This is a genomic window from Pseudomonas sp. GW821-FHT01D09 (assembly GCF_059422465.1).
On record NZ_JBWKWY010000004.1, the window covers coordinates 222,449 to 239,214 of the forward strand.

The following is a 16,766-nucleotide window of genomic DNA, read 5'->3' on the forward strand; positions in this document are numbered from 1 at the left end:
TACTGAATAGGCGATGGCTATGCGTGCACTGATGTTAAATCACGCCACTCGGCGACTTTCGGCAGGTTATTTTTTTTCAAAAAGCGGTGAGTTTGCATTTGAAACCGCATTTGCTGTAGCTGTAGTTACCTTGGCTGATGCAGATCTTTTATTAATAGGGTGCATGTATTTTTTTCGTTACCTGCCCAGCGCAGTGTTTTCCCCGCTGGGTGGCTGGCTGGCCGACAATATTGAAAAAAAGACCACGCTTGTCGTTATTGAATTATTGAAGTGTATTGTAGCGTTGGTGTTGTTCGGGGTGTTTGAGTTTAGTCAGTCCACTATCGTAATAGTGGTCGTGGTCTCTATGTTTATGACGGCGCTGGATTGTCTATATACACCGACGTTTCGCGCTTATTTTCCGGGTGTGGTTAGTGGTGATGATTTGCCTGCTGTAAATAGTGGGGTGCAAGTGGTTGAGGATGTCTCTTCTATTATAGGTCCGTTGATATTTTCATTGGTTACAGTGATGTTGGCGTCCAGTTATGTATTTTTGTTTTTTGCCGTTAGCTTACTAGTATCAGCCACTTGTGCCTTGACGCTATTGTCATCGCCGATAACGGAGAGAGTCCCGATAAAGCTACGGGCCACTTTCAAGGATGCCACTCTTAATATCGGCAGGCTGCGCAAGTTTAATATGCCGTTGTTTACGGTTATTTGTTGCACCACGCTGTGCGCGATGTTTGCAACGTCGGTCATACGCTTCATATTGCCTGCGGCGGTTATCCAGAGCTTTCAGTCCGAAGTCGTCGTGGGTTACATATATTCCCTGCTGGCATTGGGGACGGTGGCCGGCGGCATGCTTTATATGAAATTCAACCCGATTACCCGCGCGCGCGCGGTCGTTCGCTATTGGTTACTGTACGGCGTGCTTTTTTTTCTCACCGCCATCGCTCTAGAGTTGAACACTTATCTATTCTTATGCTTGCTGTTGTGCGTTGGTTTTATCGGCGCCTTTGTCGATATTGCAATTGTCACAAATATTCAATGCCTGTCTAAGCCACAGGAGGTGGGTAAGAACTTTTCCTTGTACTACTTCACTGCGGTCATTGGCGATGCCGTGTCGGGGCTTATTGCCAGCCTGATGTTCCTGGTTGTCGGGCCGGCCACGTTTATCAGTATGACTTTTATGCTGTGTATTGCGCCATTGGGTTGGAGGCTAGGTAGAGATGATGCCGATAACGATTGTCTGTAGTCCGGCAGCGTGCCTTGACGAGCAGTCGGGGCTCTCGGTCGTTGCGTTTGCACAATGCCCTGATTTGCTCAGGGCCAGCGCGCTCGTTATAAACTTGGAGGACGCTTTGAGGCCCGGTGTGATGGAGTGTGTCGGCACTTGGCGGATTCCGCTGTTTGTACTTCAGGGGCCTAAGCCCGACGCGCTCCCGCCGGCGCTTGCCAGTCTTGAGCCAATCCTGCTCCAACTGCCTTTGTCGAAGAGTGCCATTGCCCGTGTCATGGAGGCCGCCAGAGACTTTGAATCAACAGCGCTGCCGCCATTCAGCTCGGCAATTGCTGAGTTTGTTTCAAGGAAACGACCTACGTTTGCCTGCCCAGGTCACCAAGGTGGGCAGTGTCTGGAGGGGCATCCCGCCGGGTGGCGTTTCAAATCGCTGCTGGGTGACGGCGTTTTTCACGTGGATGTGCCCCACGCAGCCCCCGAACTAGGCGATGTCCTCTGCCATGAGGGGCCCATCAAGCAGGCCGAGGAACTTGCTGCCCAAGTGTTCAATGCCGACGAAACATACTTTGTCCTCAATGGCACCTCGACCGCCAACAAGATTGTCACCAGTGCGCTGCTCACGGCCGGCGACCTTGTATTGATGGATCGTAACAACCACAAGTCGGTGTATCTGGGGGCGCTAGTCCAGAGCGCGGCGCGAGCCGTATACCTCGATAACTTCCGTGACGAGTGCGGGGTACTCGGTGGGTACCGAAAGGGGGCCCTGCACGAGGATCAGCTTAGAGCCAGGGCGGCACGCATCGACCCCATCAGGGCCCGGGAGCCAAGGCCATTTCGCCTGGCGATCGTGCAGCACGCCACCTGTGATGGTGTCGTGGTAGATGCCGGGGCGTTACTGCAACGAATGGGTCACCTCTGCGATTACGTTCTGTTCGATTCCGCGTGGTTGGGTTACGAACCCTTTGTCGATTCGCTTGCCCAGCGATCACCGCTGCATATTCCACTCTCGCCAAATGCGCCAGGCATCATCGTGACGCAGTCCGTCCACAAACAAATGTCCGGCCTTTCTCAAGCCTCGCAAATCCATAAAAAGGACAGGCACATCCAGTCTCAACCGCACTATTGTTCAGGGGCTGTGTTCAACAGCGCATTCATGCAGCATTCCTCGACCAGTCCGTTCTATCCGCTGTTCATGTCACTGGAGGTCAATGCGGCCATCCATGCCAATGGCAACGGTCAGCGGCTATGGAGCGCCGCCGTCGCTGTGGCCTGCGAATTCAGGCGAGCGGTTGGCCGACGCTGCCGGATCATCAAGCCCTATTACGGCCAAAGGGTGGCGACGGCGGCAACGCATGCAGTGGAGGCCTATACCGAGGGTTTTCGTCCTGTCAGTCATCACCCCAATTCAATCGAAGCGGGTCTGCACTACCTGGACCCGTGCAAGGCTATGTTCACCACTCGAGCGAGTAAAGCTGCGGCCGATGCCGGCTATGTTTCCATTCCCGCGAGCATTGTTACCCGCTATCTGCGAGACATGAACTACACACCGGAAAAGTCCGACTTCTATAACTTCACCTTGCTGGTATCTGCGTCTTCCGGCGCTGCGCAACTGACTGGCGTGGCGCGTGCATTGGAGCGGTTGGAGCGAGAGCTGGCCGAAGGCACTGGGGCGACTTCTGTATTGCCGTCGCTGGCAACTGCGGAGCCGGGTTATGCCGACGTTTCGTTGCATGAGTTGTGCTGTGCCATCAACCACTTGTTCCAGCACTACCAGATTGAAAAACTCCAATCGGACCTCTTCAGCTCTATGGTATCGGTGCCCGCGATGTTGACGCCCCATAGTGCAAACCAGGCCTTTGTACGTGGGCAGTTCAGGCTCATTGATATTGGCTGCGCGGCAGGCTGTGTTGCTGCAGAAGGCGTGATTCCCTATCCGCCCGGGATCATGTGCATCGTGCCTGGGGAGCTCTGGAACGCATCTTTGATTGATTATCTGATGGCCGTCCAGGCCTTGGTTAACTGCTATCCCGAGTTTGCCCCCCATCTTCAGGGTGTCTATTACCGTCAGGGTGATGGCGGTTCGGTGGCCTTGCAGGTGCACGTGCTTGATGGCGTAGCTGTCTGATGTCGATGCGTACCGGGCAGCCTAGGGCAGGCACCAACGAGCGCAAGTTCATTTACATCGACATGGACTCTTTTTTTGTTTCCGTCGAACTCCTTGACGCGCCCCATTTGCGTCTTCGCCCGGTCGCCGTGGGCGGTACGGTGGCTGAGCGCGGGGTGATCAGTACCGCGAACTATATCGCCCGGACATTTGGGGTCAAAAGTGGTATGGCAACTGCGACCGCGCACCGCTTATGCCCAGACTTAGTGGTGCTGCCAACGCGCTTTGAGGCCTATGAGGCGGTGACGCGAAAGCTTGACGAAATATTCCGGCGCTATACCGATAAAATCGAGTTTCTGTCGCTGGATGAAGCTTCTCTGGAAGTCACCGGGCAAACTCGCTTCAATGGGTCGGCGACCCATATCGCTGCACATATTCGCGCGGCGGTTCAGCAAGAACTGGGGCTGACGGCATCGGCAGGCGTTGCGCCGTTGAAATACCTGGCCAAGATTGCCTCGCAAGTGCACAAGCCCAATGGAATGTTTGTCATTACGCCGAGCCGGGTCCAGGGATTTCTCGATGAGTTGGATATTCGTAAAATTCCGGGGGTCGGCCCCAAGACTTATGCCGTGCTGCAAAACCTGGGCTGCCGACAATGCAAAGATATTACCGAGGAGAAAATTCCGGCGCTGATGCGTTATCTCGGCGTGCATGGGTTTTATGTCTGGGAGCGCTGCCAGGGTATCGAAGAGCCTGACGAGCGGGGCAGCGATATTAAGTCCGTCGGAATTGAAAGAACCCTGCCTGTAGATTGTGAAACGCTTTGTGACTGCCTGATGGAGCTGGAATGTTTATCGGAAGGCTTGAGGGAGCGTCTTGCCGAGTTGGGTGATGATTACTTGATAACCAAGAATTTGGTGAAACTCAAACTTTCAGATTTCTCGATTTCATCCATGCAAGCACCTGCTAATGCCCTTTGCCTGCACACCTTGACGTCGCTTTGTCGATTGCTTTGGGATACCCGCCGCGAAGGCCGGTCCGTTCGGCTAATCGGGCTCTCGGTAAAAGTCCGAAGGAAGGTCGAGAACGATATTCAACTGGCTTTTCCTTGGTAGGTAACTCGCCCGAATGAAAGGAGACACTTATGAATAGGCGCTACGAACTTCCCAATTGGGCGTGGAGTTTAATCATGGACCTGATGGTTCCACCACGAAGAACAGGTAGACCTCGTCATGATGATCGGCTGATGCTCAACGGGATATTCTGGATCTTGTGTTCCGGTGCTGCATGGCGTGACCTGCCGGAGCGGTTTGGAGCATGGTCGACGGTGTATCAGCGTTATCGTGACTGGAAAGACGACGGTACGCTGGAGCGAGTATTGGTTCGGCTACGAACCCGCCTGAATGCTCAGGGAATGATCGATATGGAGCACTGGTTGCTCGATCCTGCACTGTTCAGGGAGCATCTGAGGAACTAGTGCCCCTCGTTATGTGGCAGCCCAAGGGGCGTCTACGGTGTAGTCAAGCGCGTATCCGGCTCAGCCTCAACGCTCACGCATCGCCTCCGTGCGTGCCTTCAGCACCGGCTTGAGCAAGTAATCCAGCACGCTTTTCTCCCCGGTAATAATATCCACCGTCGCCACCATCCCGGGGATGATCAGCAGCGGTTTTTTCTCCCCGCCCAGATGGTTCTTATCGGTGCGCACCTGGATCAGGTAGAAGCTGTTGCCCTTGTCGTCGGTAATCGTATCGGCGCCGATCAGCTCCAGTTTCGCCGCCAGCCCGCCGTAGATGGTGTAGTCATAGGCACTGAACTTGACCATCGCCTTTTGCCCCGGATGCAAGAACGCCACGTCCTGGGGGCGCACCTTGGCCTCGATCAGCAGGTTGTCTTCCAGCGGGACGATTTCCACCATGTCGCTGCCCGGCTGGACCACGCCGCCGATGGTGTTGACCTTCAATTGCTTGATCACCCCGTGCACCGGGGAGACCACGGTGGTGCGGCTGACGCGGTCGTCGATGGCGATGCTCGAGGCGGTGATTTTTGACAGGTCGGTGCGTTTTTCGTTGAGTTCCTTGGCCGCTTCCGAGCGGAAGCTTTGCACCGACTCGTCGATTTTGCTCTTGATCTCATTGATCGCCGATTCCGCCCGGGGGATCGCCAGGGTGGTGGCGTTCAGCGAGCCACGGATCTCCACGGCGCTGCGTTTGAGGCGCAGGATTTCCACCGGCGACACCGCGCCGGTGCCCACCAGCGGCGCCGACATGTTCATCTCTTGTTGCAGCAGCGCCAGGCTGGAGCTGAATTGGCCCTGCTTGGAACGGAACTCCGCCAGCTCCTGGGTTTTCTGCCGTAATTGTTCACTCAAGGTCCGTTGCTCGCTGCTCAAGCGCCGCTGGCGTTGTTCAAACAGCGAGCGTTCGTCCTCGGCCACTTGCGGGGCCTTGGCGATCACTTCATCGGACAGTTTGAACGGCCGCCCCTCGGCCTCGGCCGACAGGCGTTCGACCTGGGCGGTGAGGGCATACCGGTCGACTTCGCTTTCGCCCTTGTTCGAGCGGAACCGTGTGTCGTCCAGTTGCAGCAGTTTGTCGCCCTTGTCCACCATCTGCCCTTCGCGCACGTAGATCTGGGTGACGATGCCGCCTTCCAGGTTCTGGATCACTTGCACCTTGCTCGACGGGATGGCCTTGCCTTCGCCCATGGTCACTTCATCGAGCACGGCAAAGTTGGCCCACAGCAGGGCGCAGATGATCAGGCCGGCGGTCAGCCACACGATAATCCGTGAACGGCGCGGCGAGTCCTGCAGCGCAGCGCCCGCCAGTTCGGGCATGAATTCGCTGTCGGCGGTTTTGCCAAAACTCTTGAAATAGCCCGGTGACGCGGGAGTGGCTGACATGGTGGGGCTCCTAGACGGCGGCCGAGCCGACACGGCCCTTGCGCAGAGCATCGATCACACTTTCTTTGGGGCCGTCGGCCACGATGCGGCCGTTGTCCAGCACGATCAGGCGGTCGACCAGGCTGAGCATCGAGGTGCGGTGCGTGACCAGCAGCAATGTCTTGCCCCTGACCCATAGCTCCAGGCGCTGGCGCAGGGTTTCTTCGCTGCTGTTGTCCATGGCGCTGGTGGGTTCGTCCAGCAGCAGGATCGGCGGGTCGAGCAGCAGCGCGCGGGCCAGCAACACCGCCTGGCGCTGGCCGCCGGACAGCAGTTGCCCGCGCTCGCCCACCGGCCGGTCGAAGCCTTGGGGGTGCTGGCGGGCCAGTTCGCTGACGCCAGTCAGTTCGGCCACTTCGAGCATCCGCGCATCGCTGATATAGCGCGCGCCCAGGGTCAGGTTATCGCGCAGGCTGCCGGCCAACAGCGGCAGATCATGGGCCACATAACCCACTTGCTGGCGCAGGTCGGCCACATCCAGTTGGCGCAGGTCGAGGCCATCGAGCAGCAGCTGGCCTTCTTCTGGCGCGTAAAAGCCCATCACCAGCCGGCCCAGGGTGCTTTTGCCCGAGCCGCTGCGGCCGATAATCCCCACGCGCTCGCCGGCCTTGAGCTGGAAACCGACCTGGCTCAGGGCCGGGGCGTTTTGCCCGGCGTAGCGGAAGGTGACCTGGCTGACTTCCAGGGCGCCGCTCAGTTGTGTGCGTTCCAGTGGGCGCTGCTGCGGGTCGCGCTCCTGGGGCAGGGCCATCAGCGCATCGGTGCTGCGCATGGTCAATTGCGCCTGCTGGTAGCGGGTGATCAACCCGGCGATCTGCCCCAGCGGCGCTAATACCCGGCTGCCGAGCATGTAGGTGGCCACCAGCGCGCCGACACTGAGGCTGCCGGCGATGATGCTGTACACCCCGGCAACAATGGTCGCCATCCCGGAAAACTGCTGGATGAACAGCGTGCCATTGGTGGCCAGCGCCGAGAGGTTGCGCGCATGGCTGTCGAGGCGGGTGAGGGCGCCATGGGTGCTTTCCCACTGGTGCTGGCGCTCGCTTTCGGCGCTGCAGGCCTTGAGGGTTTCCAGGCCGCTGAGGGTTTCGATCAATAGCGCCTGGCGTTCGGCGCCCAGGCTCAGGCTTTTTTGCACGGTGTCGCGCAGGCGCGCCTGGATCAGCATCGCAAAGCCGATGGTCAGCGGGAATGCGCACAACGGGATGATCACCAGCCAGCCGCCGAGCAGGCCGATCACCACCAGCATCAGCACGGCGAAGGGCAGGTCGATCAGGCTGGTGAGGGTCACGGCGGTGAGGAATTCGCGCAGGCCCTGGAAGTCATGGATGCTCTGGGCAAAACCGCCGATGGTCGCGGGGCGCGCCTTCATCGACATACCGGTGATGCGCTCGAACAGGGTCGCCGACAGGATCACGTCGGTCTTCTTGCCGGCGGTGTCCAGCAGATGGGCGCGCACCACCCGCAGCACCAGCTCGAAGCCCGTGCCGATCAGCAGGCCGATCACCAGCACCCACAAGGTCGAGATGGCCTGGTTCGGCACCACGCGGTCGTAGGTCTGCATGACGAACAGCGGCACCATCAGGCCCAGCAGGTTGATCAGCAAACTGGCGAGAATCGCGTCGCTGTATAGCCAGCGCGACAGTTTCAGGGTATCGCGAAACCACGCCTCGACCCGCGGCACCAGCGGCGCACGCAGGTCTTCGATCTCGTGGCGGGGCCGGGCGAACAGGGCCTGGCCGCTGTAGGCCGCTTCGAGCTCCTCGCGGCTGACCCACTGTTCGCCGCCTTCGGCTTCGCTGGGCAGGATCAGCGCCTGGCCATTCTCGCCCCAGCGCCGCAGCACCGCGCAGCGGCCGGCGTTAAGCAGCAGCAGTACCGGCAGGTTCAGCGCCGAGATGGCCTTTAAGTCCCGGCGCAACACCCGCGCCTGCAAGCTGGCCCGGGCCGCCGCCCGTGGCAGTAAGTCCAGGCCCAGGCGCTGCTCTGCCAAGGGCAGTCCGGCGCTCAGGCTGGAACGGCTGACGGTACGGCCGTGCAGCTTGCACAGGATCAGCAGGCCGTCGAGCAATGGGTCATCAAAGCTCTGGCGCGGGTCGACACCCGGGTTCAGCGGTTCCATCTGGCTCACGGCGATCGGCTCCAGGTCGTGGCTACTTCAGGTCAGGCAGGTGGGCTTCGCTTTTGACTTCCGACTGGGCAATGGCTTCGGCCGGCACCACCACGCGCTCCTTGTTCAGCAGCTCGCCCATGTTGGCCAGCACGCGGTACATGGAGAACTCTTCGGTGTAGCGCACTTCGGTGTAGCGCCGGTTGGCGTTGTACAGCTCGTTTTCACTGTCCAAAAGGTCCAGCAGGGTGCGTTGGCCCAGGCCGAACTGGTCCTGGTAGGCCGCACGTACGCGTTGGGTGGTCTCGGCGTATTCGCGGGCGGTGGGGGTCTGGATGCGCGCGTTGTCCATGGCGTGCCAGGCCAGGTTGAGGTTCTCGTTGAGCATGCGCAGGGCGTTGTTGCGGATGTCCATGGCCTGGTTGATCTTGTGCGAGTCCGACGCCAGGCGGGCCTTGTCGCTGCCGCCACGGAACAGGTTGTAGTTCATCACCACGCCCACCCGCCATTCGTTGTCGTGGCCCAGGTCGCCCTGCACATTGTTATTGGCACCCACCGCCGCCTCGGCATCGAAGCGTGGGTAGAACGGCGACTTGGCCACTTCGTATTGGCTCTCGGCGGCCATCACATCGGACTGGGCCGACTTCAGATAGGGGTTGTTCTCCAGCATGCTGCGCCGGGCCCCGAGTTGGTCGCTGGGCAGCTCGCCCTTGATCGACGCCGGGCTTTCCAGTTCGTCCGGCATGCGCCCGACCACGCTGTAGAAGTTCGATTCGGCGTCTTGCAGGTCGACCATGGCGGTCTGGTAGTTGTTATCTGCCAGGGCCCGACGGGCGGTGGACTGGTCGCGGTCGGCGGTGCTGCCGATGCCGCGCTCGGTGCGCAGGCCGATCTGGTCGGTGACGCGCAGGTGTGCCTGCAGGTTGTTCTTGGCCAGGGTCAGCAGGTCGCGGCGCTTGAGCACTTCCAGGTACACCTCGACGGTGCGCAGGGCCAGGCTTTCGGCGGTGCCACGGGTGTAGTAGGCGCGGGAGTTGACCACCGCCCCGGTGCGCTGCACTTCGTTGGAGGTGTTGAAACCGTCGAACAGCATCTGGCGCAGGCGTAGTTCCGACTGGGTGTAGTTGTCGGTCTCGGTGTGGTGGTTGCCGCCCCGGGCGCGGGTGCTGCTGTTGTCGCTGTAGCCGCGGCCGTAGGCGGCATTGAGATCGAGGCTGGGGTAGAAGCCGCCCTTGGCGACTTTCACCTCTTCATCGGCTGAAAGCCGGCTGTTACGGCTGGCATTGAGTTCCGGGTGAGTGTCCAGCGTGCTTTGGATCGCTTGGGTCAACGACATTGCTTGGGTATTGGCGCATGCCATGGCGATCAGAATCGCGCTGCAGAGGGGGGTCAAGACGCGCATGGGTACTTCTCCCTGTAGTCAGTGTTACTGGTCTGTCGCCATTTATTTGACGAATTTATGGGGTCAAACCGTCTCAGGCTTGTAACAACAGAGCTAAGAACATTTGCGAGAGGAGCTAAGAAGGATTTCTCATAATATTTATGTCCAAAAAAACTTATGCGTTCGGCGCGAAGCAATACATTGTTCAAAGCGTAAGCCTTGAGTTATGTGCGCTTTGGCGCGTTTTGCGGCTCGGGGAAAGTTCAATCGCAAGTGCAGGCGGAGGAAGGGGGAGCGGAAAAAAGGGGAATTTACAGGTGACGGTTTTTTGTCGCTTGCCCCCTTGGGAGGCTCTCTGCAACCGGGTCGAGGCGTGGATGGGTAACTGATTTGAATCGGTTTTGTGCCACGTTCAATGACCGGCCGGGCATCTGATCCACTGCACTTGTGCACGTAACCGAGGTGCCGACTACTGGGGTCGGACAGGGAGATAAGCACATGGCCAAGTTAGTTGGTGTTGTCAGCAAGGTGGTTGGGGAAGTCTTTGCCGTGGCCGGGGATGGCAGCCGCCGTAGCCTGATCGAAGGCGACCGACTGTTTGCCGGCGAGCAACTGCAGACCGGCGCAGCCGGTGCGGTGGCGGTGCAATTGACCAACGGCCAGGAGCTGACCTTAGGGCGCGACAGCAGCCTGGGTCTTTCCCCGCAACTGCTGGCCGGCCAGGCGCCGCAGATTCATGCCTCGGAAGATCTCGCAGCGAGCCAGGCGCAGTTGACCGATGTGCAGCAACTGCAAAAAGCCATTGCCGCAGGGGCCGACCCGACCCAGACCGCCGAAGCCACGGCCGCCGGCCAGGCCGGCAGCACGGCGGCGGGTGAATTGGGCGGTGGGCACTCCTTTGTGCTGCTGACTGAAGTCGCCGGGCGGGTGGAGCCGGTCATCGGCTTTCCCACGGCAGGGTTTGGCGCGATTCCTGAGTTTCCGTTGTTCCAGGTCGCCGGCCAGCCCGATACCGGCAACGACCAGCCCGTGGTGGTGCCCCCCGACAACCCGGTGAGCCTGGGCGGGCTGGAGGTCGAAGGCGGCGAACTGACGCTCAACGAGGCCCATCTTGCCCAAGGTTCGGCCAGCAACCCGGTGGCACTGGTGCAAAGCGGCACCTTCAACGTCTCGGCGCCCGATGGCCTGCAAAGCCTGACGGTGGGCGGCATCAACGTGGTCAGCGGCGGGGTGGCCAGCAGCTTCCCGCAAAGCATTACCACCGGGTTGGGTAATACCTTGAGTATTACCGGGTATAACGCGGCCACCGGGGTGATCAGCTACAGCTACACATTGACGGGCAATGAGGCCCATCCATCGGGTGCCGGCACCAACAGCCTCGGCGAAAATTTTGCGGTGGTTGCCACCGATAGCGACAACGATACCGCCACGGGTTCGCTGGATATCACGGTTATCGACGATGTCCCCAAGGCGGTGGCTGACAGCCATGAAGGCAGCGCATCGGAAAGCCTGCTGACCCTTGTCGGCAACGTCCTGGACAACGACACCCAGGGCGCCGACCGCGTCGCCAGTGGCCCGATCACCGGTGGTACATTCATCGGCCAATACGGCACCCTGGTGCTGGCGGCCGATGGCAGCTACACCTACACGCTGAACACCGCCGACCCTGATTTTGTCGCGCTGCACGGCGGCGGCAATGGCAGCGAAACCTTCACCTACACCCTGACCGACGCCGATGGCGACAGCAGCACCGCCAACCTGGTGCTGCACGTGCACAACAACGACGACCCGGTGGTGATCGGTGGCATCAGCGTGAATGGTGCCGACCTGACCCTCTATGAAAAAAACCTGGTGGACGGCAGTAGCCCCGACGCTGGCGCACTGACCCGCACCGGCAGCCTGAGCGTGTCGGCCGTGGACGGTTTGCAGAACCTGTCCGTGGGCGGTATCAGCGTGATGTCCGGCGGTGTTGCCGCCGGCTTCCCGCAATCGATCGCCACCGGCCTGGGCAATACCCTGACCATCACCGGCTTTGACCCGGCCACCGGGGTGGTCAGCTACAGCTACACCCTGACCGGCACCGAGGCGCATCCCGCGGCGGGCGGGGTAAATGCGCTGACCGAAAGCTTCAATGTGATCGCCAGCGATACCAACAACAGCACGGCTACTGGCACGCTGCATATCAGCGTGGTGGACGATGTTCCGGCAGCCGCCGATGACAGCAATGGGCAAGTGGCGTCTGAAAGCTTGCTGACCCTGAGCGGCACGGTGTTGGCCAATGATGTGCAAGGCGCGGATCGGGTGGTATCCGGGCCGGTGACGCCGAACACCATCATCGGCACCTACGGCACCCTGCAACTGTTTGCCGATGGCAGCTATGTCTACACCCTGGACAAGACCGATCCACAGTTCATGGCCCTGAATGGCGGTGGCAACGGCACTGAGACTTTCACTTATCAATTGAATGACAGCGATGGTGATACCAGCACCGCCAACCTCGTCTTGCAGGTGCATAACAACGACGATCCGGTGGTGTTGACGGGGCTTGAAGTGAATGGTGGGGAAGTCACCGTCTACGAGAAAAACCTACCGTTGGGCAGCGCTATCGATGGGCCTGCGTTAACCCAATCCGGCACCTTTACCGTGACTGCCTTGGACGGCTTGAAAAACCTGACTGTGGGCGGTATCAGCGTCGTCAGCAACGGCGTCGCCGCCAATTTTCCGCAGTCGGAACCCACTGGCTTGGGCAACACCCTGACCATCACCGGCTATAACGCCAGCACCGGCGTAATCAGCTACAGCTATACCCTCAATGGCACCGACAGCCATCCATCGGGCGCGGGCACCAATAGCATCAGCGAGTCGTTCACGGTGACCGCTACTGACAACGACAACAGCACCGCCAGCGGTTCTTTGGACGTGAATGTGGTCGACGATGTGCCAAAAGCCGTCGATGACAATCCTGCTGGTACTGCCTCCGAAAGTCTGCTCATCCTCAGCGGCAGCGTCCTGGGCAATGACGTGCAAGGCGCCGACCGCATCGCCACGGGCCCGGTAACGCCGAGCACTATTGTCGGCACCTACGGCACCCTGCAACTGTTTGCCGATGGCAGCTACATCTACACCCTGGACAAGACTGATCCACAATTTATCGCCCTTCACGGCGGGGGTAACGGTACCGAGACCTTCACCTATCAGTTGAACGACAGCGACGGCGATACCAGCACCGCCAAGCTGGTGCTACAGGTACACAACAACAACGACCCGGTAGTGCTGACCGGCCTGGATCTCACCGGCGGCGAGTTGACCGTCTATGAAAAAAACCTGTTCGACGGCAGCAACCCGAATATCCCCGCACTGACCCAGACCGGCATTTTCACGGTCACCGCCCTGGACGGTTTGAAAAACCTCACGGTCGGCGGCTTGAACGTGGTGACCAACGGCGTGGTTGCCACCTTCCCGTTGTCGGAAGGCACCCTGCTGGGCAATAACTTTGTTGTTACCGGCTACGACCCCAACACCGGGGTGGTCAGTTACCGCTACACCTTGCTCGACAATGAAGCGCACCCCAATGCCAACGGCGACAACAGCCTGTCCGAGCACATTACGGTCACGGCCAGCGATTACGATACCCATACGGCCACGGGTACGATCGATATCAACATCATCGATGACCTGCCCACCGCCAACCCTGACGTGCGCTCGGTGGTAGAAGGCGGTGTGGTCAGCGCCAATGTGCTGGGCAATGACGTGGGCGGCGCCGATAGCCCCACGTTGGCCGGCGCGGTGGTCGGGGTGCGGGCGGGGAGCAATACCGGCACCCCGGCCAGTGGTGGCCTGGGCAGCAACATCAACGGGGCCTTCGGTTACCTGACCCTGGATGCGAACGGCAACGCCGTGTACCACAGCAACCCCAACTCGGTGACGCCACCAGGCGCGACGGATACATTCGTGTATACCGTGCGCGATGCCGACGGAGATATCAGCACCACGACCCTGACCATTACGCTGACCGACAGTGGCCTGAAAGCGCTGACCGATGGCGATGTCACGGTCTACGAAAAAGCCCTGGACCTTAACCTGGACGGCCAGGACCTGGCGCCTGGCACCGTGGTCGGCAGCGACCCGACGGCCACCACGGAAACCGCCAGCGGCAACCTCGCAGATTCGGTAACCGGCGGCAGTGGCCCGCTGAGTTTCAGCCTGGTGGGCAGTGCTACTGGCACCTACGGGCAGATCCTGCTCAACCCCAACGGCACCTACACCTACACCCTGACCTCGGCACCCAAGACCTTGCCCAATAGCAACGACGGGCCGAATGTGCTGACCGAGACCTTCACCTACAAGGTCACGGACCTGTTGGGCAATACCACCAACAGCAGCATCGTGGTGAGCATTGTCGATGACGTGCCCAACGTAGTGTCCAGCGCGCGTGAGGTCACGGCCACGGAGGTGGATTCCAACCTGCTGCTGATCATCGATATCTCCGGCAGCATGAACGACGCGTCAGGGGCCGGCGGTACGCGGCTCGACCTGGCCAAAGCCTCCATCACCGAGTTGCTCAACCGTTATGACGACATGGGCGATGTGAAGGTGCAGATCGTGACCTTCAATGACAGCTCCCAGCAATTGAGCAGCCAATGGGTCAGCGTCGCCACGGCCAAGACCCTGGTCAACGGCCTTACCGCGTTCAACGGCACCAACTACGATTCGGCCCTCGGCACCGCGCAGACCGCCTATGGCACCGCCGGCAAGCTGGAGGGCGCGCAGAACGTGGCGTATTTCTTCTCGGACGGTAACCCCACCACGTCCAACACCAATAACCCGAACAACCCCGGCAACGTGGTCAACCCGGAATACGGCGACGGGATCGACGTCACTGAAGAAGGTGTATGGCGGGCCTTCCTCGACGCCAACGGCATCAAGGCCTATGCCATTGGCCTGGGCGCGGGGGTCAACAGCATTTACCTGGACCCGGTGGCCTACGACGGCAGCACCCACACCAACACCAACGCGGTGGTGGTGGCCAACCTGGCGGGCCTGGACGCGGTGCTGGCCGGCACGGTACAGGGCGCACCGGTCACCGGCAGCCTGCTGACGGACGGCACGTTTGGCGCCGATGGCGGCTTCGTCAAATCCCTTGCGGTGGATGGGATCGTCTACACCTACAACCCGGCGGCGGGGGGCTCGATGAGCGCCAACCTGCCGGGCGGCCACGGTACGTTCGATACGCTGAGCAACAGTGTCACCATCACCACCAACCAGGGCGGCACGCTGGTGGTGGACATGGACAACGGCGAGTTCCGCTACACCCCGCCGACGCTGACGGGGTCGCTGATCACCGAAACCTTCGGCGTGACCGTCAGCGACAACGACGGCGATCTCGCCACCTCCAGCCTGGTGGTCAAGGTCAACCCGAACGTGGCACCGGTGGCCGGTGATGATCATGTGATCACCAATATCCTGGCGGGCAATATTGTGGTGCCTGCCGAGTTGTTGCTGGCCAATGACAGCGATGCCAACCATGACACCCTGACGCCTGTGCCCACCAGTTTTGCAACGGGCTGGATGGTCAAGGGGGGCAGCTTTACCGGGACGGGCAGCCGCACGTTCAACGGCCAGCCGGATAATTTCGCCAACCAGAACCTGGCGGATGTGCGCACAGCCTTCATGGGCGCCACGGGCATGACCGCTACGCTGCTGGTCACCGGCTATCTGGGCATGGTCAGTGGCAGCAATGCTAACGATGAAGACCGCATCATCGTCACCCTGCATCAGGGGGAAACCCTGAACCTGAACCATAACCTGACGGACACGCGCATGGTCATGGCGTACGCCTTCAATGGTGGCAGCGAAACCCCGATCCTCGATAACGGCACCTTTACGGCAGGGGCGACGGGCGAGTACCAGATCCACCTCACCAACGTCCCCAACCCCACCGGGAATGCCAATGCCGTCGAAAACTACCAGTTGACCATGACCATCAACTACGCCGGCGCCCAGGACTACACGCCGCAATACCACGGCAATTATTCGGTCAGCGACAACCACGGTGGCAGTGACAGCGCCGCCGTGGACATCAGCTACCAGGCCGGCAGCACCCTGACCGGCACCAATGGCGATGACATCCTCATGGCCGGGCCGGGCAGCAACCTCCTCAATGGCGGGGATGGCAACGATGTACTGAGCGCCGGCACCGGCAATAACCAGATGCACGGCGGCAATGGCAATGACCTGCTGTTCAGTGGGATCGGCAACGACCTGCTCGATGGCGGGGCGGGCATCGATACCGTCAGCTATGCCCATGCCACGGCAGGCGTGACCGTCAACCTTGGCCTGGGGGGCGCGCAAGTCACCGGCGGCGCCGGCACCGATACCTTGCAGGCCCTGGAAAACCTGATCGGCTCCAACTTCAATGACGTGCTCACCGGCGACGGCAATAACAACCTGATCTCCGGCGGGCTGGGCAATGACACCCTCAAGGGCGAGGGCGGCGATGACTTCCTGGTCGGCGGCTCGGGCACCAACACCCTGACTGGCGGCCCTGGCGCCGATACCTTCCAGTACCTGGCCGGCAATAGTGGGCACGACGTCATTACCGACTTTACGGTGGGCAGCGACAAGCTGGACCTCTCGCAGTTGCTGCTGGGGGAGAATGCGACATCGGCGTCCCTGGATGACTATCTGCACTTCAAGGTGCTGGGCGGTATGACCACTATCGACATCAGCGCCGTGGCCGGCGCCACGCCGACCCAGACCCTCGACCTGGCGGGGGTCAACCTGGCGACCCACTACGGTGTGACACCGGGCGTGGGTGGGTTGATTGCGGGTGGGGCGGATACGGCGACGATCATCAATGGGATGTTGAATGACCATTCGTTGAAGGTGGATACGGTCTGATGACAGCGGCAACTGCAAGTTGTCAGCGTCAAGCTTGCCGCTTGCAGCTTATAACTTGCAGCTATAAGCACCGCGAATTGCGTGATATGGCCCGCCAGCGTTTGCCGGTATGAT

Annotated in this window: 7 protein-coding genes and 1 pseudogene; 5 read left to right on the top strand and 3 right to left on the bottom strand. The window is 60.3% G+C overall.

What is annotated here, in order from left to right; translation table 11 throughout:
- The first annotated feature begins 19 nt into the window (after positions 1-19).
- From AC07W7_RS06890 to AC07W7_RS06905, 4 genes and pseudogenes are all read left to right on the top strand, one after another.
- Positions 20-1,234: an MFS transporter gene (locus AC07W7_RS06890; RefSeq protein ID WP_495038979.1), complete on the top strand. Its 1,215-nt coding sequence runs from the start codon at positions 20-22 to the stop codon at positions 1,232-1,234.
- Positions 1,209-3,344, top strand: coding sequence for an Orn/Lys/Arg family decarboxylase (locus tag AC07W7_RS06895; protein WP_495038980.1), 2,136 nt, complete (start codon positions 1,209-1,211; stop codon positions 3,342-3,344). Before AC07W7_RS06890 ends, AC07W7_RS06895 begins: the two co-directional genes overlap by 26 nt.
- A complete protein-coding gene (gene dinB, locus AC07W7_RS06900; RefSeq protein ID WP_495038981.1) occupies positions 3,344-4,438 on the top strand; it encodes a DNA polymerase IV in 1,095 nt (364 codons plus the stop codon). Before AC07W7_RS06895 ends, dinB begins: the two co-directional genes overlap by 1 nt.
- A gap of 29 nt (positions 4,439-4,467) precedes the next feature.
- A pseudogene (locus AC07W7_RS06905) lies at positions 4,468-4,782 on the top strand (transposase); the annotation flags it as partial.
- 84 nt (positions 4,783-4,866) lie between these two features.
- Here AC07W7_RS06905 and AC07W7_RS06910 read toward each other — a convergent pair.
- Genes AC07W7_RS06910 through AC07W7_RS06920 form a run of 3 tightly spaced genes read right to left on the bottom strand, consistent with a single transcriptional unit; the run spans position 4,867 to position 9,773 of the window.
- Positions 4,867-6,222 carry an HlyD family type I secretion periplasmic adaptor subunit gene (locus AC07W7_RS06910; RefSeq protein WP_495038982.1) on the bottom strand — a complete coding sequence of 452 codons (1,356 nt, stop codon included), beginning with the start codon at positions 6,220-6,222 and terminating at the stop codon, positions 4,867-4,869.
- A gap of 10 nt (positions 6,223-6,232) precedes the next feature.
- A complete protein-coding gene (locus tag AC07W7_RS06915; protein WP_495038983.1) occupies positions 6,233-8,392 on the bottom strand; it encodes a type I secretion system permease/ATPase in 2,160 nt (719 codons plus the stop codon).
- A gap of 22 nt (positions 8,393-8,414) precedes the next feature.
- A complete protein-coding gene (locus AC07W7_RS06920; RefSeq protein WP_099168061.1) occupies positions 8,415-9,773 on the bottom strand; it encodes a TolC family outer membrane protein in 1,359 nt (452 codons plus the stop codon).
- A gap of 477 nt (positions 9,774-10,250) precedes the next feature.
- Here AC07W7_RS06920 and AC07W7_RS06925 point away from each other — a divergent pair, with 477 nt between their 5' ends.
- Positions 10,251-16,652: a retention module-containing protein gene (locus AC07W7_RS06925; RefSeq protein WP_495038984.1), complete on the top strand. Its 6,402-nt coding sequence runs from the start codon at positions 10,251-10,253 to the stop codon at positions 16,650-16,652.
- The last annotated feature ends 114 nt before the right edge of the window (positions 16,653-16,766 follow it).